The organism is Pseudomonas sp. BTN1, from assembly GCF_001907715.1.
Lineage (GTDB): Bacteria > Pseudomonadota > Gammaproteobacteria > Pseudomonadales > Pseudomonadaceae > Aquipseudomonas > Aquipseudomonas paracarnis.
The window spans coordinates 11,525-33,879 of sequence record NZ_MPBM01000048.1 but is presented as its reverse complement, the minus strand read 5'-3'; the positions used below and the strand labels follow the sequence as shown (position 1 = coordinate 33,879).

General features: G+C 60.7%; 21 protein-coding genes. 17 read left to right on the top strand and 4 right to left on the bottom strand.

The features are described from left to right. Positions 1 to 52: 52 nt before the first annotated feature. Together BMH52_RS23140 and BMH52_RS23135 are read left to right on the top strand one after the other, a co-directional pair. A complete protein-coding gene (locus BMH52_RS23140) occupies positions 53 to 523 on the top strand; it encodes a RidA family protein (RefSeq protein WP_073845164.1) in 471 nt (156 codons plus the stop codon). Then, on the top strand, positions 520 to 1,701 hold the full coding sequence (locus BMH52_RS23135) for an aminotransferase class V-fold PLP-dependent enzyme (RefSeq protein WP_073845162.1): 1,182 nt from the start codon (positions 520 to 522) through the stop codon (positions 1,699 to 1,701). Before BMH52_RS23140 ends, BMH52_RS23135 begins: the two co-directional genes overlap by 4 nt. Here BMH52_RS23135 and BMH52_RS23130 read toward each other — a convergent pair. Beyond that, entirely contained in the window at positions 1,698 to 2,039 is a 342-nt protein-coding gene (locus BMH52_RS23130; protein ID WP_014717286.1) for a hypothetical protein, read from the bottom strand. The two genes, BMH52_RS23135 and BMH52_RS23130, sit on opposite strands and share 4 nt — an antisense overlap. A 219-nt stretch (positions 2,040 to 2,258) precedes the next feature. Between BMH52_RS23130 and rapA the strand changes: the two genes are divergently transcribed. After that, a complete protein-coding gene (rapA, locus tag BMH52_RS23125; protein WP_058410206.1) occupies positions 2,259 to 5,105 on the top strand; it encodes an RNA polymerase-associated protein RapA in 2,847 nt (948 codons plus the stop codon). 166 nt (positions 5,106 to 5,271) lie between these two features. Here rapA and BMH52_RS23120 read toward each other — a convergent pair whose 3' ends face one another. Further along, a complete protein-coding gene (locus tag BMH52_RS23120; protein WP_038449346.1) occupies positions 5,272 to 6,618 on the bottom strand; it encodes an MFS transporter in 1,347 nt (448 codons plus the stop codon). Positions 6,619 to 6,870: 252 nt separating this feature from the next. Between BMH52_RS23120 and BMH52_RS23110 the strand changes: the two genes are divergently transcribed. Together BMH52_RS23110 and BMH52_RS23105 are read left to right on the top strand one after the other, a co-directional pair. Continuing rightward, positions 6,871 to 7,239 (top strand): YkgJ family cysteine cluster protein, encoded by a 369-nt coding sequence (locus BMH52_RS23110; protein WP_014717283.1) that lies wholly within the window; start codon positions 6,871 to 6,873, stop codon positions 7,237 to 7,239. Positions 7,240 to 7,378: 139 nt separating this feature from the next. Then, positions 7,379 to 9,640, top strand: a complete 2,262-nt coding sequence (locus BMH52_RS23105; protein ID WP_014717282.1) for a bifunctional diguanylate cyclase/phosphodiesterase — start codon at positions 7,379 to 7,381, stop codon at positions 9,638 to 9,640. 228 nt (positions 9,641 to 9,868) lie between these two features. Here the strand turns inward: BMH52_RS23105 and BMH52_RS23100 are convergent, their stop codons facing one another. Further along, positions 9,869 to 10,171: a DUF2288 domain-containing protein gene (locus tag BMH52_RS23100; protein WP_014717281.1), complete on the bottom strand. Its 303-nt coding sequence runs from the start codon at positions 10,169 to 10,171 to the stop codon at positions 9,869 to 9,871. A 341-nt stretch (positions 10,172 to 10,512) separates the two neighbouring features. On the opposite strand from BMH52_RS23100, the gene BMH52_RS23095 reads away from it, so the two are divergent. The 9 genes from BMH52_RS23095 to BMH52_RS23055 all read left to right on the top strand — a co-directional run bounded on the left by BMH52_RS23095 (position 10,513) and on the right by BMH52_RS23055 (position 18,208). Beyond that, positions 10,513 to 11,640 (top strand): branched-chain amino acid ABC transporter substrate-binding protein, encoded by a 1,128-nt coding sequence (locus BMH52_RS23095; RefSeq protein ID WP_038449342.1) that lies wholly within the window; start codon positions 10,513 to 10,515, stop codon positions 11,638 to 11,640. A gap of 227 nt (positions 11,641 to 11,867) precedes the next feature. Then, positions 11,868 to 12,791 carry a high-affinity branched-chain amino acid ABC transporter permease LivH gene (livH, locus tag BMH52_RS23090; RefSeq protein ID WP_003193535.1) on the top strand — a complete coding sequence of 308 codons (924 nt, stop codon included), beginning with the start codon at positions 11,868 to 11,870 and terminating at the stop codon, positions 12,789 to 12,791. Then, a complete protein-coding gene (locus BMH52_RS23085; RefSeq protein WP_034125955.1) occupies positions 12,788 to 14,041 on the top strand; it encodes a high-affinity branched-chain amino acid ABC transporter permease LivM in 1,254 nt (417 codons plus the stop codon). The genes livH and BMH52_RS23085 overlap by 4 nt, the downstream gene beginning before the upstream one ends. After that, positions 14,038 to 14,805: a high-affinity branched-chain amino acid ABC transporter ATP-binding protein LivG gene (gene livG, locus BMH52_RS23080; protein WP_003193538.1), complete on the top strand. Its 768-nt coding sequence runs from the start codon at positions 14,038 to 14,040 to the stop codon at positions 14,803 to 14,805. The genes BMH52_RS23085 and livG overlap by 4 nt, the downstream gene beginning before the upstream one ends. A 1-nt stretch (position 14,806) precedes the next feature. Next, positions 14,807 to 15,508 (top strand): ABC transporter ATP-binding protein, encoded by a 702-nt coding sequence (locus BMH52_RS23075; RefSeq protein ID WP_003193540.1) that lies wholly within the window; start codon positions 14,807 to 14,809, stop codon positions 15,506 to 15,508. A gap of 247 nt (positions 15,509 to 15,755) precedes the next feature. Continuing rightward, positions 15,756 to 16,052 carry a DUF2282 domain-containing protein gene (locus BMH52_RS23070; RefSeq protein WP_014717277.1) on the top strand — a complete coding sequence of 99 codons (297 nt, stop codon included), beginning with the start codon at positions 15,756 to 15,758 and terminating at the stop codon, positions 16,050 to 16,052. A 22-nt stretch (positions 16,053 to 16,074) separates the two neighbouring features. Further along, a complete protein-coding gene (locus BMH52_RS23065; protein ID WP_014717276.1) occupies positions 16,075 to 16,953 on the top strand; it encodes a DUF692 domain-containing protein in 879 nt (292 codons plus the stop codon). Further along, positions 16,950 to 17,726 (top strand): DNA-binding domain-containing protein, encoded by a 777-nt coding sequence (locus BMH52_RS23060; RefSeq protein WP_020300984.1) that lies wholly within the window; start codon positions 16,950 to 16,952, stop codon positions 17,724 to 17,726. The genes BMH52_RS23065 and BMH52_RS23060 overlap by 4 nt, the downstream gene beginning before the upstream one ends. Next, positions 17,723 to 18,208 carry a DoxX family protein gene (locus BMH52_RS23055; protein ID WP_014717274.1) on the top strand — a complete coding sequence of 162 codons (486 nt, stop codon included), beginning with the start codon at positions 17,723 to 17,725 and terminating at the stop codon, positions 18,206 to 18,208. Before BMH52_RS23060 ends, BMH52_RS23055 begins: the two co-directional genes overlap by 4 nt. Here the strand turns inward: BMH52_RS23055 and BMH52_RS23050 are convergent. Next, complete coding sequence (locus BMH52_RS23050) at positions 18,199 to 19,113, bottom strand: LysR family transcriptional regulator (protein ID WP_019817839.1); 915 nt, start codon at positions 19,111 to 19,113, stop codon at positions 18,199 to 18,201. The genes BMH52_RS23055 and BMH52_RS23050 overlap by 10 nt on opposite strands. Before the next feature lie 145 nt (positions 19,114 to 19,258). Between BMH52_RS23050 and BMH52_RS23045 the strand changes: the two genes are divergently transcribed. The 3 genes from BMH52_RS23045 to BMH52_RS23035 all read left to right on the top strand — a co-directional run bounded on the left by BMH52_RS23045 (position 19,259) and on the right by BMH52_RS23035 (position 22,346). Further along, positions 19,259 to 19,858, top strand: coding sequence for a short chain dehydrogenase (locus BMH52_RS23045; protein ID WP_014717272.1), 600 nt, complete (start codon positions 19,259 to 19,261; stop codon positions 19,856 to 19,858). A 96-nt stretch (positions 19,859 to 19,954) separates the two neighbouring features. Continuing rightward, the gene (locus BMH52_RS23040) at positions 19,955 to 20,626 is read left to right on the top strand and encodes a COG3650 family protein (protein ID WP_014717271.1); all 672 of its coding nucleotides are present in this window, start codon (positions 19,955 to 19,957) and stop codon (positions 20,624 to 20,626) included. Between the two features lie 106 nt (positions 20,627 to 20,732). Further along, a complete protein-coding gene (locus BMH52_RS23035; protein WP_073845160.1) occupies positions 20,733 to 22,346 on the top strand; it encodes an NAD(P)/FAD-dependent oxidoreductase in 1,614 nt (537 codons plus the stop codon). The last annotated feature ends 9 nt before the right edge of the window (positions 22,347 to 22,355 follow it).

The window sequence follows — 22,355 nt, the reverse complement described above, 5'->3', positions numbered from 1 at the left end:
CCCCTCGCCACCACCAACATGCTGGAACCTTCTGACACCAGAGGATTTCACCATGACTGACTCCATCCGCCAGCGCGTACACGCCCTCGGCCTGACACTGCCTACGCACAGCCAACCCGCAGCCAACTACATCAATCATGTGATCAGCCAACACCAGCTGTTCATCTCGGGACAAATTCCCATGATCGATGGCAAACCCGCCTACATTGGCCGGCTGGGCGATTCTCTCAGCGATGAAGATGGCGCCCAAGCAGCGGAATTGGCAGCGCTGGGCCTGCTGGGGCAATTAAGCGATGCGCTGGACGATGACCTGTCGCGGGTGGTGCGCATCCTGCGCCTGGGCGTGTTCATTGCCAGCAGCGCCGACTTCCAGCGCCAAAGCCTGGTCGCCAATGGCGCTTCGAACCTGCTGGTCAACGCCCTCGGCGACAAGGGCCGGCACGTGCGCACCGCCGTAGGGGTTTGCAGCCTGCCGGCTGGTGTCGCCGTGGAAGTGGACGCCACTTTCGAGCTGCAGCCATGAGCCCGCTGCAAATCCAGCACTTGCGAGAAGCCACGCCCGGTTGCCAGTCCGGCCTCGTGCACTTCAATCATGCTGGAGCCTCCTTGCCCAGCCAGGCGACGCTCGACGCCATCATCGAACAGCTGCAACGCGAAGCCCGCGACGGCCCGATGGAGGCCGGAGAACAGGGTGCCATCTTAGTGGAGAAGGCCCGCCGCGCCGCTGGGCAGTTGCTCAATGCGCCCGCCTCAGCGATTGCCTTCGCCAGCAGTGGCTCGACGGCCTGGAGCCTGGCCTTCCAGGCGCTGGGGCCCTGGCAGCCGGGTGATCGAATTCTGGTGGGGCGCCACGAATGGGGCGGTAACCTGGCGAGCATGGAACTGGCCATTCAAGCCGGGGCGCGGGTGGAGGTCATCCCGTGCGATGCCAGCGGCGCGGCCTGCCCGGTGGCGTTGGAGGCGATGCTGGATGCCAAGGTGAAGCTGATCGACCTCACCTGGCTGCCGGCCAACGGTGGCTTGATCAACCCGGCCCAGGCCATCGGCGATGTGGCCAGGCGGCATGCCATCCCCTACTTCATCGACGCGGGCCAAGCCGTCGGCCAACTGCCGGTGGATGTGCAAGCGTTGCAGTGCGATGTGCTCAAGTCTGCCGGCCGCAAACACCTGCGCGGGCCTCGCGGTACCGCGCTGCTGTATATCAGGCCGGATTTTCTGCCGCATCTGAACCCGGCCCAACGCGACGTGTTTTCAGCGCCCTGGACCGCCGAAGGCTTCGACCTGCGCAACGACGCCCGGCGCTTTGAAACCAGCGAAGTCTCTTTCGCCCTGCTGGCCGGCCTGGGCAATGCGTTGCACGAGATCAATCAACTGGGGATTGAGCGGGTATGGCAAAGAGTCTTGCAGACCAGCGCGCGAATCCGCGAAGCACTGCGTCAGATACCGGGGATCAGCTTGCACGACTTGGGCAGCACGCATTCAGGCTTGATCGCGTTCAACCTGGCCGGCTGGGATAGTTTTGAACTCAAACAACGCCTGGGGTTAAAGCGCATCAACATCGGCGCCAATGGCGTGGCCTACACCCCGCTGGACATGCAAGCACGTGGGTTGAGCAGCGTTGCGCGCATCTCCGTCAGCCCGCTCAACACCGATGACGATATTGAGCTGCTGGTGAAGGCCCTGCGCGAACTGAACGGTTAGACCTCGATATCCACCCACAGGCCCTGGCGCGGCGCGTCTTCGATCAGCGGCGCCACGGGCACGGTGTTGTCAGCGTTGAGCAAGTCGCCGGGAATCGGCAAATGCTGCTCCGCGTCGTCGTCGGCTTCGCGCCGGCGTTTCTGCTGCTCCTGCTGGCGACGCTGCTCTTCGCGCAGCAGAAAGGTCGATTGCTCGGCATCGCCTTTTTTCAGGTCGATCGTGCTCTCGTTGGAGCCCGGTTGAACGGGCACCACCGGCGGAATATCCGGCTTCTGGCGTGCCGGGTCGAGTTGCGACGTGACCGGCACAACACTGACGGGCAGCATGGGTGGCAGCATGATAATTATTCTCCTGATCAACAGGCTGTCGGCGGGTGGCAGGGCGACTTGAGCACCCGCGTGCCAAGCTGTGACTCAGTCGACACTCTCAAGTGCCCGCCATCCGTCGATTCAATTTCCGCCGGCCCGTACAAACAGCGTAGTTTTTGTCAGAGTTCTTGGGCGCCGGGCCGTGTTCCGTTAACATAGTCGGCTTTTTCACGGCGGGAGTCAGGCAGCATGGCGCAGCAGTATCAACCGGGGCAACGCTGGATTAGTGACAGCGAAGCAGAGCTGGGGTTAGGCACCGTTCTGGCACAGGACGGCCGCTTGTTGACCGTGCTCTATCCGGCCACTGGCGACACTCGCCAGTATGCGCTACGGAATGCGCCCCTCACTCGCGTGAGGTTTTCGCCGGGTGACACCATCACCCATTTCGAAGGCTGGAAAATGACCGTACAGGAAGTCGACGACGTCGATGGCCTGCTGGTCTACCACGGCCTCAATGGGCAGAACGAGCAGGTCACCCTGCCGGAAACCCAACTGTCCAACTTTATCCAGTTCCGCCTGGCCAGTGACCGTCTGTTCGCCGGGCAGATTGACCCGCTGGCGTGGTTCTCGCTGCGCTACCACACCCTGGAACACACCAGCCGCCAGTTGCAGTCCTCGCTGTGGGGCCTGGGTGGCGTACGCGCCCAACCGATTGCCCACCAACTGCACATCGCCCGCGAAGTCGCGGACCGTATCGCGCCACGGGTGTTGCTGGCGGACGAAGTGGGCCTGGGCAAGACCATCGAAGCGGGCCTGGTGATCCATCGCCAACTGCTTTCGGGCCGTGCCAGCCGCGTACTGATCCTGGTTCCGGAAAACCTGCAGCACCAATGGCTGGTGGAAATGCGCCGCCGCTTCAACCTGCAGGTTGCGCTGTTCGATGAAGAGCGCTTTATCGAAAGCGATGCCACCAACCCGTTCGAAGACACCCAGCTTGCACTCGTTGCGCTGGAATGGCTGGTGGACGACGAGAAGGCCCAGGACGCGCTGTTCGCCGCTGGCTGGGACTTGCTGGTGGTCGACGAAGCCCACCACCTGGTATGGCACGAAGACAAGGCCAGCGCCGAATACTCGCTGGTCGAACAACTGGCCGAAGTAATTCCAGGCGTGCTGCTGCTGACCGCCACCCCGGAACAACTGGGCCAGGACAGCCATTTTGCGCGCCTGCGCCTGCTGGACCCGAACCGCTTCCACGATCTGCAAGCCTTCCGCGCCGAGAGCGAAAACTATCGCCCGGTGGCCGAAGCCGTGCAGGAGCTGCTGGACAAGGGCCGCCTGTCACCGGCCGCGCACAAGACCATCCAAGGCTTCCTTGGTGACGAAGGTGAAGCCCTGCTCACCGCCGTCAACGATGGCGACAGCGAAGCCAGTGCCCGCCTGGTGCGTGAACTGCTCGACCGCCACGGTACCGGCCGCGTGCTGTTTCGCAACACCCGTGCCGCGGTGCAGGGCTTCCCTGAGCGCAAGCTGCACGCCTACCCGCTGCCGAACCCGGACGAATACCTCGAACTGCCCCTGGGCGAACACGCCGAGCTGTACCCGGAAGTCAGCTTCCAGGCGCAACCGGATGTCGAGGAAGAGAACCGCTGGTGGCGCTTCGACCCGCGGGTCGAGTGGCTGATCGACCAGCTGAAAATGCTCAAGCGCACCAAGGTTTTGGTGATCTGCGCCCACGCCGAAACCGCCATGGACCTGGAAGACGCCCTGCGCGTGCGCTCCGGCATCCCGGCCACGGTGTTCCACGAAGGCATGAACATCCTCGAGCGTGACCGCGCCGCCGCTTACTTTGCCGATGAAGAGTTCGGCGCCCAGGTGCTGATCTGCTCGGAAATCGGCAGTGAAGGCCGCAACTTCCAGTTTTCCCATCACCTGGTGCTGTTCGACCTGCCGTCTCACCCCGACCTGCTGGAACAGCGCATCGGGCGCCTGGACCGGATCGGCCAGAAACACGTGATCGAACTGCACGTGCCTTACCTGGAAACCAGCCCGCAAGAACGCCTGTTCCAGTGGTACCACGAAGCGCTCAATGCCTTCCTCAACACCTGCCCGACCGGCAACGCCTTGCAGCATCAGTTCGGCCCGCGCCTGCTGCCCTTGCTGGAAGCCGCCGATGACGGCGAGTGGCAAGCCCTGATCGACGAAGCCCGTGCCGAGCGCGAGCGCCTGGAGCAGGAGCTGCACACCGGTCGTGACCGTTTGCTCGAACTCAATTCCGGCGGCGCCGGCGAAGGCGATGCCCTGGTCGAGGACATCCTCGAACAAGACGACCAGTTCGCCCTGCCGATCTACATGGAAACCCTGTTCGACGCGTTCGGCATCGACAGCGAAGACCATTCGGAAAACGCGCTGATCCTCAAGCCCAGCGAAAAAATGCTCGACGCCAGCTTCCCCCTGGGCGACGACGAAGGTGTGACCATTACCTACGACCGTAACCAGGCGCTGTCGCGCGAAGACATGCAGTTCATCACCTGGGAACACCCGATGGTGCAGGGCGGCATGGACCTGGTGCTGTCCGGTTCCATGGGCAACACCGCCGTGGCGCTGATCAAGAACAAGGCGCTCAAGCCAGGCACCGTATTGCTTGAACTGCTGTATGTCAGCGAAGTGGTCGCCCCGCGCTCCCTGCAACTGGGCCGCTACCTGCCACCGGCCGCCTTGCGCTGCCTGCTGGATGCCAACGGCAACGATTTGTCGGGCCGCGTGTCGTTCGTGACCTTGAATGACCAGCTGGAAAGCGTGCCACGGGCCAGCGCGAACAAATTCGTGCAGGCGCAGCGCGACCAACTCACCCCGCGCATCAACGCCGGTGAAGAGAAGATCGCCCCGCGTCACGCCGAGCGTGTCGCCGAAGCCAAGCGTCGCCTCGCGGCAGACACTGACGAAGAGCTGGCGCGCCTGACCGCGTTGCAAGCGGTCAACCCGACCGTGCGTGACAGCGAGCTGGTCGCCTTGCGCAACCAGCGCGAGCAAGGCCTGGCCATGCTCGATAAAGCGGCACTGCGACTGGAAGCGATTCGGGTGCTGGTGGCAGGTTGATAAACCGCTGAACGTAAAAGGCCCGCTTAGTGCGGGCCTTTTTAGAGATCGTTCCCACGCTCTGTGTGGGAATGCATCATGTGACGCTCTGCGTCACGACTTTAAAGCGGACGCAGAGCGTCCAGAGCGGCGTTCCCACGCAGAGCATGGGAACGATCACTCGGTCTCACGCCGTTACCGCAGTTGCCGGCACCTCAACCGCACTCAACCCTTCCTTCATCCGCTTGGCATCACGCACAAAACTGCGCGAGGCCTGGAACAGAAAAAGCATGGTCAAGAACAGCGCTACCGGAATCAGGTACATGGCGTCATGCAAGCCCACCGCTTTATAAGCCTCGGTCATCTGCTGCGCCCCGGCCGCATACATCGCCGAATGGGCAAAGTGATCGGACAGCGCCCCAACCACCACCGGCCCCATGCCACCGCCGAGCAAATACAGCCCAGCAAAGAACAGCGCCATCGCCGTCGCGCGCAAACGCGGTTCGACCACGTCCTGGATCGCGGTATACACGCAGGTATAGAAGTTGTAGGCAAACAACCAGCCCACACTGAACAGCGCGACAAACACCCCGATTTCGACGCGCCCGGCATGCAATGCCCAGGCGGTGGTGCCCGTGGAGATGATCAAGCTGAAGGCGGCAAACAACAATCGACCATTGGCGACCCGCTGATGAATCTTGTCGGCAATCCAGCCGCCCAGCGTCAGGCCCACCAAGCCGGTCAGGCCGACAATGACGCCCGTCGCGACGGCCGCGTCCTGCAACGGCATGAGGAAATAGCGTTGCAGCATCGGCACCAGGAATGAGTTGCACGCATAGGTGGCAAAGTTAAAGCACAGCCCGGCCAGCACCAGCCACAGGAAGGTCGGCACGGCCAGCACGCGGCGGATCGGGCGGTCGACGCGCGCCTGGGAGACCTGCACGGTTTCCGCCGCGCCGCGCTTGGGTTCTTTTATGTAGAACATAAACACCGCCAGGATCAGCCCCGGCACCGCTGCGATAAAGAAGGGCGCGCGCCAGCTGTCGAACGCCTTGACCATCGCACCGATGGTAAAGAACGCCAGCAACAGGCCCAACGGCAGGCCAAGCATGAAAATCCCCATGGCTCGGGCACGGCGGTGGGCGGGAAAGAGGTCGCCAATCAGCGAATTGGCCGCGGGTGCATAGCTGGCTTCGCCGATGCCAATGCCCATGCGCACCAGCAGGAAGGTCCAGAAACTGCCGACCATGCCGTTAACCGCCGTCAGCCCGCTCCAGGCGAACAAGCCCCAGCCCATCAACTTGCTGCGTGAGCCGGTGTCGGCCAGGCGCCCGAGCGGTAGCCCGGCAATGGCGTAGACGATGGTAAAGGCGGTGCCGATGATACCGAGCTGAAAGTCGCTCAAGTGCCATTCCATGCGGATCGGCTCGATGATAATCGCGGGGATGGTGCGATCGAAGAAGTTGAACAGGTTGGCCAGGAACAGCAGGAACAGAATGCGCCAGGCATTCGCCGCTTGGGTCGAGTTCTGCATGGGTCCGTCTCTTTTATTGTTATGAGAGCTGTGATGCCCGATGCATCCTGCCCGGTACCTGCAACATAGTCAGGTAAGGCGGGGTTGTCTGTAATGATTCGTAAAGCTGATAGGGCATGATTTCAGCCGGCAACACGGGGATTTGTCCCACGAAAATATAAGTGCGTACCCCCCTTCCCAACGGCCATGGCACGGATAGAATGGCGAGCCTTCCTGTAACACCCCCACCCTACTTTCTTATTGATGACGCCCATGTCCGAAGCCAGTCCGTGTCTGAATTGCGGTGCCTGCTGTTCACACTTTCGCGTGTCCTTCTTTTGGGGTGAGTGCGCCTCGTCCGGGGGCACGGTGCCCGATGACCTGGTGGTGCAGATCAACCCCAGCCGCGTGGCGATGATCGGCACCGACCGCAAACCGGCACGGTGCTGCAGCCTTGAAGGTGAAGTCGGACAGGCCACCAGCTGCTCAATTTATGAGCAGCGCTCCAGCGTGTGTCGCGAGTTCGAGGCGTCCTGGAGCCAGGGCGTGCAAAATGTCGATTGCGACGCCGCCCGTGCCGCATTCGGCCTGGCCCCGTTGGAGGCCCCGCACTTCGAACTCGACCTGCCCATCAGCGCTTAGCACCAAACGCTATGGACGGCATATCAAAATAATTTGAGATCAAAACGCCATTACTCATGGCAAATCTCGAGAGACTTCTATACTCGACCTCATAGGTCATCGCCGCTGGCAGTGACATGGCTCTGTGACGGGATAAGCTATGGAATGGCTGGGGCAGCATTTTTTTACCGACCTTCCAGACAGCGGGCATTTATTGCTCAACTGCAGTCATAACCCGTTTCTGGTGCTGCTGGCGTACCTGGTCGCCTGCGCGGCGGGTTTCGGTACCCTGGACATGGCCGAACGTGTGGGCCATGTCGAAGACCCCACCGCCCGCCGCCATTGGCGCTGGCTGGGTGCCGGTTGCCTGGCAGGCGGCATCTGGTCGACCCACTTCATCAGCATGCTGGCCTTCCAGGCCCCCATCGCCATTCACTACGAACTGATCATGACGTTCGCCTCGCTGCTGATCGCCCTGATCGCCTCGTTGCTTGCCATGCAGACCCTCAGTCATACCCACCTGCGCTTTCATCAGTACCTGGTGGCTTCGGTGTGGATGGGGCTGGGTATCGCGTTGATGCACTACGTGGGCATGTCAGCCATGCGCTCCCAGGCCCAGGTGTACTTCGAAACACGGCTGTTTTTGGCCTCGGTGGCGATTGCCATGGGCGCCAGCCTGGCCGCATTGTTGCTGTCCAGTTACCTGCGCAACGGTGCCGGCGTGTTTCACCAACTGCTCAAATACGCCGCCAGCCTGGTGCTGGGCGCCGGGATTCTGAGCATGCACTTCACCGGCATGGCGGCTATGCAAATGCTGGTGCCCAGTGGCGCGGATCTTTCGTTACCGGCGGATAACAACCCGATTCAACTGGGCCTGTCGGTCGCCATGATCACCTTGCTGGTAATCGGCAGCAGCATCAGCGCAGCCCTGGCCGACAAGAAGTTGCAACACAAGGAGCGTGACCTGCGTCGGGTCAACGCGCTGCTCAGCGAACTCGACCAGGCCCGCGCTTCGCTGCAACAAGTGGCCCACTTCGACGCACTGACCAGCCTGCTTAACCGCCGTGGTTTCAATCAGATCTTTGCGGAAAAAGTCGCGGAAAAAACCCGCAGCCAAGGCATGCTGGCGGTGATCTTCCTTGATATCGACCATTTCAAGCGTATCAACGACAGCCTGGGCCATGACGCGGGCGACCAGTTGCTCACAGTGCTCGCCGGGCATATCAAGGGCTCGATACGCAGCCATGAAGATGTAGTGGCACGCTTTGGCGGCGATGAGTTCTGCATCCTGGTCAATATTCATCACCGCGACGAAGCCCGGCACATGGCCCAGCGCATCATGCAGAAGATGAAAGAGCCCATCGAACTGGCCGGCCGACGCATGGTGATGACCACCAGTATCGGTATCAGCCTGTTCCCCGAGGACGGCCACACCTGCGAAGAGCTGCTGAAAACCGCCGACCTAGCGCTGTACCAATCCAAGGATGCGGGGCGCAATTGTTTGAACTTCTTCAGTTCCAACCTTAAAACCCGTGCCTTTCTTGAGCTGCAACTGGAAGAAGAACTGCGCGCCGCCTTGCGTACGCGCAGCCAGCTGGTGCTGTTTTATCAACCGATCTTTGACATGAAACTGGGCAAGGTCACACGCCTGGAAGCCCTGGTGCGCTGGCAGCACCCCCAACACGGGCTACTGGCCCCGGACCGCTTTATCGGCATCGCCGAGAACAACGGACTGATCGCCGAGCTGGACCACTGGGTATTGCGTCAGGCCTGTCACGACCTGAGCCTGTTGTCTGACCGGGGCTACACCGAGCTGATCATGGCCGTGAATTGCTCGGCGCTGAACCTGGCGCGTGACGAACTGGCCGATGAAATCGAAGACGCCCTGCGCTTCGCCGGCATAGGCACCAACCGCCTGGAACTGGAAGTCACTGAAAACGCGTTGATGGGCAACATCAGCAGTACCTTGGCGCTGTTGCGGCAGATCCGCGCCCTGGGTGTGTCGCTGGCCATCGATGACTTCGGCACCGGCTATTCGTCGCTGGCTTACCTCAAGCGCTTGCCGCTCAACACTTTGAAGATCGACCGCTCGTTTATCCAGGACATCCCCAAGTCCACCGCAGACAGTGAAATTGTCCAGGCGATTATTGGCATGGCCCACACCCTGCACTTGCAGGTGGTCACCGAGGGCGTGGAAACCCAGGCGCAGTTCGAGCTGCTGCTCAAGCATGGCTGCGACTACATCCAGGGCTACCTGCTCAGCCCGGCGGTGCCTTTCGATGACATCATCGGCGTGATGCAGGGCATTGCCATGCGCAATCCGTTATATCTGCCAAGCGTGGAAGGCAACGACGCTGCGCAGCCAAAAGACCCGGCGCCAGGGCGTATCGGCTCGCCTTCTATTGTCAGGCCGATTCGCTGAGACCCGGGCACGGGGAGTGGTGGTGTGATCGTTGCTTCTCTTCACGCCGCGTCATACCCGGAAACAATTGCGCCACTCATTCCTTCTGCCCTCAACTGTTCCCGTGACGCTTACGTCACCCTCGGCTGTGACCTTTCTCTACGGCAAGGTGCCATCACGCGTTGAGCGGTTACTCGGCTACACACTTCACTGCGTGAAAAATACGCACCTTTTTCGTGCGCGCCATTATTACCGCGCCCTTTCCTGGATCAGGATCCACGGCGAGACCACTACCGCCCATAAGCTTGGATCCCGTTCCACCAGGTCCAATGCCCGCGTCGCAGACACCTCGCCAAGGGTGCCTGCAGCCAGCCAGGCGGCGACTTTGTCACGGTTGTCTTCGGCCATTCCTTCGGCGGCCTCGATCAAATCCAGGCCGGCATCGACCCACAATAGGGCACCCTTGGCAAAGAACGGTTCAAGCTCCTTCCAGGAAATTTCGGCGGTTTCACCGAGCAGCTTGGCATAGAGGGTGCTTGGTTCTTGCGTCATGGGAATTCACCTGAGTAAAAAATCGGCGCAATCATAGCCCCGTCGCTCAGGCAGAAAAACCCAGTAGCAAATGAAGTAGCGATTGAAACTGCCAGGAAAGCCACGGAATGCCTTGAAAGCTATCAGCAACCCGGCGCAATTCTGTCTTTTTCTTTCACTTAAGCGACACACCCAGGTTTTGCCCCCAGCTGCCAGCTTTTCAAGCGATCAACCGGCGCTCTACACTGTACCGGTACAGTTGCCAGGGCAATGCCGGGGGGATATCCGCGATATCTGATCCGGTTCTGCAGCTCACAAGGCCGCTAGAACTATAAAAAATACAACAGTAAGAGTGGAGCACTATGAATAAGGCTACTAAGCAGATTTCCAAACTGTTTGCCGCTATGGTCCTGGCTGGGGTTGCCGGCCATTCGTTCGCAGCCGACACCATCAAGATCGGCATCGCCGGCCCCAAGACCGGTCCGGTGACGCAATACGGCGACATGCAATTCATGGGTGCCAAGCAAGCCATCGCAGACATCAACGCCAAGGGCGGCGTAGACGGCAAGATGCTTGAGGCCAAGGAATACGACGACGCTTGCGATCCAAAGCAAGCCGTGGCCGTTGCCAACAAAGTGGTCAATGATGGCGTCAAGTTCGTCGTCGGCCACCTCTGCTCCAGCTCCACTCAGCCAGCGTCGGATATTTATGAAGACGAAGGCGTCATCATGATTACCCCGGCCGCCACCAGCCCTGAAATCACTTCCCGTGGCTACAAGCTGATCTTCCGCACCATTGGTCTGGACAGCGCACAAGGCCCGGCAGCCGGCAACTACATCGCCGACCACGTGAAACCGAAAATCGTCGCCGTCCTTCACGACAAGCAGCAATACGGTGAAGGTATCGCCAGCGCCGTGAAGAAGACCCTTGAAGAAAAAGGCACCAAGGTTGCCGTCTTCGAAGGCCTGAACGCCGGTGACAAAGACTTCTCCTCGATCATCCAGAAACTCAAGCAAGCCAACGTCGACTTCGTCTACTACGGCGGCTACCACCCTGAGCTGGGCCTGATCCTGCGCCAAGCCAAGGAAAAAGGCCTGAACGCCAAGTTCATGGGCCCGGAAGGCGTCGGCAACGACTCCATCTCGCAAATCGCCCAAGGTGCATCCGAAGGCCTGCTGGTGACCCTGCCGAAGTCCTTCGACACCGACCCGGCCAACAAAGCCATCGTTGAAGAGTTCGCCAAGAACAAGCAGGACCCAACCGGTCCGTTCGTGTTCCCGGCCTACTCGGCGGTTGAGGTCATTGCCGGCGGTATCAAGGCCGCCAAGAGCGAAGACACCGCCAAAGTGGCCGAGGCCATCCATGCCGGTACCTTCAAGACCCCTACGGGCGACCTGAGCTTCGACGCCAAGGGCGACCTGAAGGACTTCAAGTTCGTGGTCTACGAATGGCACTTCGGTAAACCAAAAACCGAAGTTTCCCCTCAGTAAGCCAGGCGTTACTGGTCAACAAGCCCACTGTGCAAGCAGTGGGCTTTGTTTTACGAGGTTTATGGGCCATGTCACCCGCGATCCGGGCGCTGGCTCACCTGAAAATCTTAAAACCGTCACCAGCGGTTCGCTGGCAAACGCTTTGTGCAACCTGGTCACAGAACAGGGCACCGAGCCGGAAATGACTCCACCAGTGAAATGCGTATCGGGTTTTTAGGAGCGCTGTAATGCCTGAGATCTATCATTTTTTCCAACAGCTGGTTAATGGCCTGACCATTGGCAGCACCTATGCCTTGATAGCCATTGGCTACACAATGGTTTACGGCATCATTGGAATGATCAACTTCGCCCATGGCGAGGTGTACATGATTGGTTCCTACGTGGCCTTTATCGCCCTTGCCGGGCTGGCCATGATGGGGATCCACTCCCTGCCGCTGTTGATGACCGCTGCGTTCCTGGCGTCGATCATCGTGACCAGTGCCTATGGCTACAGCATCGAGCGGGTTGCCTACCGTCCCTTGCGTGGCAGCAACCGTTTGATCCCGCTGATTTCTGCCATCGGCATGTCGATTTTCCTGCAGAACACCGTATTGCTGTCCCAGGACTCCAAGGACAAGTCCATTCCCAACCTGATTCCGGGTAGCATCTCCTTCGGCCCGGGTGGCGCACAAGAAGTGCTGATTTCGTACATGCAGATTCTGGTTTTCGTGGTCACCCTGGTGGCCATGCTGGGCCTGACGCTGTTCATCTCTCGCTCCCGTCTGGGCCGCGCCTGCCGGGCCTGCGCCGAAGACATCAAGATGGCCAACCTGCTGGGCATCAACACCAACAACATCATCGCCCTGACCTTCGTCATTGGTGCTGCGCTGGCGGCCGTGGCGGCCGTGTTGCTGAGCATGCAATACGGCGTGATCAACCCCAACGCCGGCTTCCTGGTGGGCCTCAAGGCCTTTACCGCAGCGGTATTGGGCGGCATCGGCAGCATTCCGGGCGCCATGCTCGGCGGGCTGGTGCTGGGTGTGGCCGAAGCCTTTGGCGCCGATATCTTCGGTGACCAGTACAAGGACGTCGTCGCGTTCGGCCTTTTGGTTCTGGTGTTGTTGTTCCGTCCGACCGGCATTCTGGGCCGTCCGGAGGTTGAGAAAGTATGAGCAGATATCTTAAATCGGCGTTTTTCAGCGCCTTGCTGGTATGGGCCGTGGCCTTCCCGGTACTCGGCCTCAAGCTGAGCATTGTCGGCATCAACCTGGAGGTGCACGGCACCGGGCCTGTGACCCTGACCGTCATCGCCCTGTGTTCGGTGCTGATGTTCCTGCGTGTACTGTTCACGCAGCAGGTCGGTGCCTTGTTCAAGGGCAACCGTGGCCCGTTGGTGTCGCCCAAGGTCAGCCAATTTCTGACCCTGCCGCGCACCCAGCGCTACATCATCATCGGGTTGATCATCGCGGCGCTGATCTGGCCGTTCTTCGGCTCGCGCGGCGCGGTCGACATTGCCACGCTGATCCTGATCTATGTGTTGCTGGGCCTGGGCCTGAACATCGTAGTGGGCCTGGCCGGCCTGCTCGACCTGGGTTATGTGGGCTTCTACGCCGTGGGTGCCTACACCTACGCGCTGCTCTCGCACTACCTGGGCTGGAGCTTCTGGATCTGCCTGCCACTGGCCGGTATGGCAGCGGCTACGTTCGGCTTCCTGCTGGGCTTCCCGGTGCTGCGCCTGCGCGGTGACTACCTGGCCATCGTGACCCTGGGCTTCGGGGAAATCATTCGCCTGTTCTTGCGTAACCTCACCGATATCACCGGTGGCCCCAACGGTATCAGCAGCATTCCCAAGCCGACGTTCTTCGGGCTGTCGTTCGACCGCACCGCCGCCGAAGGCATGCAGACCTTCCACGAGTACTTCGGGATTGCCTACAACCCGGTGAGCAAAGTGGTGTTCCTGTACCTGGTCGCGCTGTTGCTGGCATTGGCGGCTCTGTTCGTGATCAACCGCCTGCTGCGCATGCCCATCGGGCGCGCCTGGGAAGCGTTGCGCGAAGATGAAATCGCCTGCCGCGCCCTGGGCCTGAACCCGACCATCATCAAGCTATCCGCGTTCACCCTGGGCGCTGCGTTCGCAGGCTTTGCCGGCAGCTTCTTTGCCGCTCGCCAAGGCCTGGTGACGCCGGAATCGTTCACCTTTATCGAGTCGGCGATCATTCTCGCCATCGTGGTATTGGGTGGCATGGGCTCGCAACTGGGCGTGATCCTGGCGGCCATCGTGATGATCCTGCTGCCGGAAATGATGCGTGAGTTCAGCGAATACCGCATGTTGATGTTCGGCGCCATGATGGTGCTGATGATGATCTGGCGCCCTCAAGGCCTGCTGCCCATGCAACGTCCACACATGGAGCTGCGCAAATGAGCCGCGAGATCCTGAAAGTCGAAAACCTGAGCATGCGCTTCGGCGGTTTGCTAGCGGTCAATGGCGTGGCCCTGACCGTCAAAGAGAAACAAGTGGTAGCACTGATCGGCCCCAACGGCGCCGGCAAGACCACGGTGTTCAATTGCCTCACCGGTTTCTACAAGCCGAGCGGTGGCAGCATCCTGCTGGACGGCCAACCCATACAGGGCCTGGCCGGCCACGAAATCGCCCGCAAAGGCGTGGTGCGCACCTTCCAGAACGTGCGGTTGTTCAAGGACATGACGGCGGTCGAGAACCTGTTGATCGCCCAGCACCGTCACTTGAACACCAACTTCTTCGCAGGTCTGTTCAAGACCCCGGCGTTCCGCAAGAGCGAGCGCGAGGCCATGGAATACGCGGCGTACTGGCTGGACAAGGTCAACCTGACCGAGTTCGCCAACCGCCCGGCAGGCACCCTCGCCTACGGCCAGCAGCGTCGCCTGGAAATCGCCCGTTGCATGATGACCCGCCCGCGCATCCTGATGCTCGACGAACCTGCCGCGGGCCTGAACCCCAAGGAAACCGAAGACCTCAAGGCGCTGATCAGTGTGCTGCGTGAGGAAAACAATGCCACGGTGCTGTTGATCGAACACGACATGAAACTGGTCATGAGCATCTCCGACCACATCGTGGTGATCAACCAGGGCACGCCGCTGGCCAATGGGACGCCGGAGCAGATCCGCGACAATCCCGAAGTGATCAAAGCCTACTTGGGGGAAGCGTAAAATGCTGCAATTCGAAAACGTTTCCACTTTCTACGGCAAGATCCAGGCCCTGCACAGCGTCAACGTCGAAGTACGCCAGGGTGAGATCGTGACCCTGATCGGCGCCAACGGGGCTGGCAAATCGACCTTGCTGATGACCTTGTGCGGTTCGCCGCAAGCCTACAGTGGCAGCATCCGCTACATGGGTGAAGAACTGGTGGGCAAGCACTCCGCCGAGATCATGCGCAAGAGCATTGCGGTGGTGCCGGAGGGCCGTCGGGTGTTTTCGCGCCTGACCGTGGAAGAGAACCTGGCCATGGGTGGGTTCTTTACCGACAAGGGCGATTACCAGGAGCAGATGGACAAGGTGCTGCACCTGTTCCCCCGCCTCAAGGAACGCTTCAGCCAGCGCGGCGGCACCATGTCCGGCGGCGAGCAGCAAATGCTCGCCATCGGCCGGGCGCTGATGAGCAAGCCCAAGCTGTTGTTGCTGGACGAGCCTTCCCTGGGCCTGGCACCGATCATCATCCAGCAGATCTTCGACATCATCGAACAACTGCGCAAGGACGGTGTGACGGTGTTTTTGGTGGAGCAGAACGCCAACCAGGCGCTGAAAATCGCTGACCGTGCCTATGTGCTGGAGAATGGCCGGGTGGTGATGCAGGGCACTGGCGAGCAATTGCTGACGGATCCGAAGGTGCGGGAGGCGTACCTCGGCGGCTAAACGAAGGCTGCCACAGGAACCGGATCAAAAATGTGGGAGCGGGCTTGCTCGCGAATGCGGTGAATCAGCCAGGAAACTGTTGGCTGACACACTGCATTCGCGAGCAAGCCCGCTCCCACATTTGTTTGGTGTGAACCCTAATATTTAATTTATTTTCGAAGTTTGTGTAACGCAATTCGTCGAGCCCTCTCTAGTGGTGCATGCAGGCAATCAAGCCTGCGCATTCAACCACTGCTGGAGACACACCATGACCACCAAACTGTCCGCTGCCACCCTCGTTCTGGCCCTTGGTTCTGCCCTGAGCCTGTCCGCCCTGACCACCACCGCCCACGCGGCCGACGACATGCAGAAATGCTTCGGCGTGGCTGAAGCCGGCAAGAATGACTGCGCCGCGGGCGCCGGCACTTCCTGCGCTGGCACCTCCAAAACCAAAGACCAGGCCAATGCCTGGAAACTGGTCCCTGCCGGCACGTGCACCCAGACCCCAAGCACCACCTCGCCGACCGGTTTTGGCCAGGAAGCGGCCTTCACCGCCAAATCCTGAACCCCGCGCAGCCTGAGTACTGATGATGACGCCTACAGCCCAACACGCGGTCTCACCGGCTCAGGTGCCCGGCCTTCCCTATCGGGCCGGGCTGGGGCTCAAGACCGAGCACTTCACCGAGGTGCTCGAGACCCGCCCCGACATCGGTTTTTTCGAAGTACACGCCGAAAACTACATGGTGGCCGGCGGCCCGTTTCATCACTACCTGGGGTTGATTCGTGCGCAGTACCCCCTGTCACTGCACGGCGTCGGCCTGTCTATTGGCGGCGAAGGTCCTCTGGACCGCGAGCACCTGGCACGCCTGGCCACGCTGATCGAACGCTACCAACCCCAGTCTTTTTCCGAACACCTGGCCTGGTCCAGCCACGGCCCGGTGTTTCTCAACGACCTGCTGCCCCTGGCCTACGACGCCAGCACCCTGGAGCGGGTATGCGAACACGTGGACCAAGTACAGAGCACGCTCAAGCGCCCGATGCTGCTGGAAAACCCGTCTACTTATCTGCAGTTCCAGCGCTCTACTTTGGACGAAACCGACTTTATCAGCGAGATCGTCCGCCGGACCGGTTGCGGCCTGCTGCTCGACGTCAACAACGTCTACGTGTCCTGCATCAATCACCAGCGTGACCCGCTGGCCTACATCGATGCCCTGCCATTGCACGCGGTGGGTGAGATTCATCTGGCCGGTTTTGCCGAAGACACCGACAGCCTGGGCGACCGCCTACTAATCGACGACCACGGCGCGCCGATCGATAACGCCGTGTGGCAGCTGTACGCACAGGTACTGGCGCGAACCGGAGCGGTGGCGACGCTGATCGAGCGGGATAACCAGGTGCCCGCGTTCAGCGTGCTGCAAACAGAGGCCCGGCAGGCCGAATGGTATTTGTCGCAGGTGGACAGATGAGTATTCAGCAAACATTCGCCGAGGCTTTACTGGCCCCGCAAGCAACCTGCCCCGAGGGCGTGTTCAGCAGCAACGGTGCTGAGCCGACGAGCCGCTTTGCGGTGTATCGAAACAATGTCCATAGCGCGTTGATCCATGCTTTGGCGGCCGCCTACCCGGTGGCCCGGCAACTGGTCGGCGATGAATTTTTCCGCGCCATGGCCGGCCTGTATGCCCAGGCTCATCCGCCCACCAGCCCGTTGATAAGTGAGTACGGCAGCACGTTCTCTGACTTTATCCAGGGTTTCGAACCGGCCTCGAGCGTGCCCTACCTGGCCGATGTCGCCCGGCTGGAACGCTTGAGGGTTCGCGCTTATCACGCGGCGGATTGCCAGGTTCTGGATCAGCACAGCGTACTTCGGCAACTGCAAGGCTGCGCGCAACTGGGGCAACTGCGTGTACGACTGCATCCGTCACTTGCCACGCTGGAATCTTCCTACGCGGTGGTATCGGTCTGGGCGGCGCATCAGGTCGACGGGGCTATCGCCACTTTGCACCCTTGGTATGCCCAAGGCGCGCTGGTCTTGCGCCAAGGCTTAGCGGTCAAGGTGTTCGCCATCGACCGCGGGTCTGTGACCTTTATCAACCGCCTCAACCAAGGCGCCGGGCTGGAAATGGCCATCGCTGATGCCCTGGAAGCCTCCACCGAATTCGATTTGCACCAATGTCTCACGCTGTTGATCAGCCACGACGCCATCACTCATTTGCATCTGCAACCCGAGGTATTGCCATGAACATTCCCGCTCCTTGCCTGGTAAAGCGAACCGTCGCACTGTTTGAAAAAATCCCCTACAGCCTGATCGCCTTTATCGCGCGCTTCTCCATTGCGGCGGTGTTCTGGAAGTCTGGCCAGACCAAGGTCGAAGGCTTTGCCATTGACCTGATCAGCGGCACCTTCCAATGGGGTGAGCCCAAACTTGCCGCCTCGACCCTGTTCTTATTTCGCAGCGAATACCAATTGCCTCTGCTGTCGCCCGAGGTGGCCGCGCACTTGGCAACCTTTGCCGAGCACTTTTTTCCGGTATTGATCCTGCTGGGGTTCGCCACGCGTTTTTCGGCCCTGGCCTTGATCGGCATGACCCTGACCATCCAACTGTTCGTCTACCCCGACGCCTATCCCACTCATGGCACCTGGCTTGCGCTGTTATTGCTGTTGCTTGCCAAAGGCCCAGGTTGGCTGTCCATCGACCACCTGATTGCCCGTCGTTATCGCTGAAGTCGATCCAGTGCCTCGCCGCTGCGCTTGAACCAGTCCACCAGGTAGTCGGCCAACACTTGGGTACGCCGTGGCAGGCCGCCCTGGTAGGGATGCACCAGGTACATCGGCATGCTGCGCGTCTGATAGTCGCGCAGCAGCCAGCGCAATCGGCCATCAGCCAGCTCCGTGGGTAAAACGTAGGACGGCAGGCGAGCAATACCGGCGCCGACCAAGGCGGCTTTTTTCAGCAGGTTGTAGTGGTTGGAGGCGAAGGTACCGCTCACCTTTACCCGCAGCAATTCGTGTTGCTGGTGGTACAACCATTCCTCGCGACCACTGTAATGACTGTTGAGCAAACAGCTGTGCGCCGCCAGGTCTGCCGGGGTCTGCGGCTCGCCATGCTGTTCCAGATAGGCCGGGCTGGCGCAGGTCATCTCATGCCAGGCCAGTAAAGGCCTGGCTACCAGGCGTTCATTTTCGAGGGCGCCCGAGCGAACGCCCAAGTCAAAGCCATCGCGCGCCAGGTCCCGGTAGCTGTTGTTAAGCTCCAGCTCGATCTGCACCTGCGGGTATTGCTTGGAAAATTCCAGCAACAAGCCATCGAAAAAGGTTTCACCCAACGACACCGGGACAGTCATACGTACAGGGCCGGCCAAATCATCTTTGAGCCGCGCCAAGGCCTGGCGCGCGCGTTCCACCTGCACCACCAATGCTTGTGCCTGGGGCAGCAACGCCGCGCCGGCAGCAGTAAGGCTCAGCTTGCGCGTAGTGCGGTGCAGCAAAACCACGGCAAACTGCGCTTCCAACTGGCTGATGCGCTTGGACAACTGCCCTTTGCTGCAGCCCAATTGTGCGGCCGCCACAGTGAAACTGCCGGCTTCGATCAGCACGGCGAACGCCGCCAAGTCATCCATTTCGCTCATGGATTGTTTCCATTTGAAAACCAAAGGTTGCCTATTAGCGCGTTTATCCGGCTAAAAAGCCACACTAGACTGAATGCAAATCCCAACCCCTGTAGGAGCGAGCAAGCTCGCTCCTACAGGGAATCAGCCCCAGAGGAACAGCACGATGAAAATCCTATTGATTGGTGCCAGCGGCACCATCGGTTCAGCCGTCAAGGCAGAGTTGGCCCAGCGCCACGAAGTGATCAGCATCGGCCGCACCAGCGGTGACTTCCAGGTGGATATCAGCGATAGCAACTCGATCCGTAAACTGTTCGAGCAGACCGGCAAGTTCGACGCGCTGATCTGCGCGGCAGGCAGCGTCAACTTCGTGCCCCTGGCAGACATGAACGACAGCGATTTCGAACTGGGCCTGCGTGACAAACTGATGGGCCAGGTCAACCTGCTGTTGATCGGCCGTGAATACGCCAACGACGGTGCTTCGTTCACGTTCACCAGCGGCATTCTGAACCGTGACCCGATCCGCACCGGTGCTTCGGCGGCCTTGGTCAACGGTGCACTGGACGCCTTCGTCAAAGCGGCGGCCATCGAGTTGCCACGCGGCCTGCGCATCAACTCGGTCAGCCCGACGGTGTTGCTGGAAGCCATGGGCAGCTATGCTCCCTATTTCCGTGGCTACAAACCTGCCCCGGCCGCCGATGTGGCACTGGCTTACGCCAAAAGCGTCGAGGGCCTGCAAACCGGTCAGACCTTTATCGTAGGTTGAGGGTGAGATCCGTAAGAAACGCCTGAAGCTGGCAAGCGGGCTTGTGATGCACGGCCAGCCTGCGTAACGTGGCGGCACTTGCCTGGAGACCCGATAATGCGCGCCGCCCGTACCCTCGCCCTGTTTGCCTTGCTTCCTGTGTTCGCCGCCTGCCAATTGTTCGAAAGCGAGCCGGCCAAGCCATCGACTGTCGGGCTGACCCGTATGCAGGGTGAGTTGACGGCGGTGGACGGCAAACTGCTGTTCCAGCCCTGTGGCGACCAGCGTAGCTACGTGGTCAACGATACCGGCGGCACCAGCGTCCTGCAGGAAGCCGCCTCGCTGGCTGGCCAGCAGGGCATACTGTTTGCCGACCTGCGTGGCAAGTTTTCCGGGGTCGCCAGCGGCACCCAGGGTTCAGTGGACCTGCAACAGCTGTATCGCGTCGAACGCTCGACCTCAGCGTGCTCTGACCCGGATTTCAAGCGCATGATCCTGCGGGCCAACGGCCATAAACCCGCCTGGGCGATGAACGTCACGGCCAAGGGCATGGTGCTGGAGCGCGAAGGCCAGCCACCTTTGGCAGTGCCGTACGTCGAGGAACAACTGGGCGACGGCCGCTTCAACCTGATGACCGAAGCCAATAACCAGCACATCGAACTATGGGTGGCGCCCCAGCGCTGCGTCGACAGTGTGAGCGGCAGCCTGCAGCACATGAGCGCCGAGCTGCGCGTGAACGGCCAGGTGCAGCGTGGTTGCGCGGCGTTCGGCGGCTCGCGGGACGACTGATTAGCCCCTGTTATGTTTTAACCTGACGGAAACTTGCCATTGGGGCTTATAATCGCCGGTTTGCAAAACAGCCGGCCTTCTTGCCCGCCGCCTACCGGATCCTGTCATGTTACGAATCACCGAACTCAAGCTGCCCATCGACCATCCCGAAGAAGACCTGCGCACGGCCATCGTGCAGCGCCTGGGCATCGCCAGTGATGACCTGCTCGATTTCACCCTGTTCAAGCGCAGCTACGATGCGCGTAAAAAGACCTCCGAGCTGTGCTTCATCTACACCGTCGACCTGAACGTGACGGGTGAAGCCGCGCTGCTGCTCAAGTTTGCCGACGACCGCAACGTCAACCCGGCACCGGATGTCAGCTACAAGGTGGTGGGTCAGGCGCCGGAAGGCCTGGCTGAGCGGCCGATCGTGGTAGGTTTTGGTCCCTGCGGGATTTTCGCCGGCCTGCTGCTGGCACAGATGGGTTTCAAGCCGATCATCCTCGAGCGCGGCAAGGAAGTGCGCCAACGCACCAAGGACACCTGGGGCCTGTGGCGCAAAAGCGTGCTCAACCCAGAGTCCAACGTGCAATTTGGTGAAGGCGGCGCCGGTACCTTCTCTGACGGCAAGCTGTACAGCCAGATCAAGGACCCGAAATTCCACGGTCGCAAAGTACTGCACGAGTTCGTCAAGGCCGGTGCGCCGGAAGAAATCCTCTACGTCAGCAAGCCGCACATCGGTACCTTCCGCCTGACCGGCGTGGTAGAAAACATGCGCGAGCAGATCATCGCCCTGGGCGGTGAAGTGCGCTTCGGACAACGGGTCACCGACGTGTTGATCGAAGACGGCCAGTTGAACGGCGTGGTCATCGACGGCGGCGAGCAGATCCTCTCCAAGCATGTGATTCTTGCCCTGGGCCACAGCGCCCGTGACACCTTCCGCATGCTCCACGACCGTGGCGTGTACATGGAGGCCAAGCCATTCTCGGTGGGTTTCCGTATCGAGCACCCGCAGTCGCTGATCGACGCGGCACGCCTGGGCAAATACGCTGGCCACCCCAAGCTGGGCGCAGCGGACTACAAACTGGTGCACCACGCCAAGAATGGCCGTTCGGTCTACAGCTTCTGCATGTGCCCGGGCGGCACCGTCGTGGCTGCGACCTCGGAACCCCATCGCGTCGTGACCAACGGCATGAGCCAATACTCGCGTAACGAGCGCAATGCCAACTCCGGCATCGTGGTAGGCATTACCCCCGAGGTGGATTACCCAGGCGGCCCGCTGGCCGGTATCGAGTTGCAGGAACGCCTGGAGTCCCACGCCTACATCCTCGGCGGTAGTAACTACGAGGCCCCCGCGCAACTGGTGGGCGACTTCATCGCTGGCAAACCCTCCACGGCGCTGGGCAGCGTGGAGCCGTCCTACAAACCCGGCGTGTCGTTGGGTGACCTGGCGCTGGCCTTGCCGGACTTCGCCATCGAAGCCATCCGCGAAGCCTTGCCAGCGTTCGAGAAACAGATCAAAGGCTACTCGCTGCACGATGCGGTGCTGACCGGCATCGAGACCCGCACCTCGTCCCCACTGCGCATTACCCGCAACGAGTCGATGCAGAGCCTGAACGTCAAAGGCTTGTTCCCGGCCGGTGAAGGCGCAGGCTATGCCGGTGGGATTCTGTCGGCGGGTGTCGACGGGATTCGGATCGCCGAGGCGTTGGCGCGGGATATGCTCGGCATCGAGGCCTGAAGCACGCTG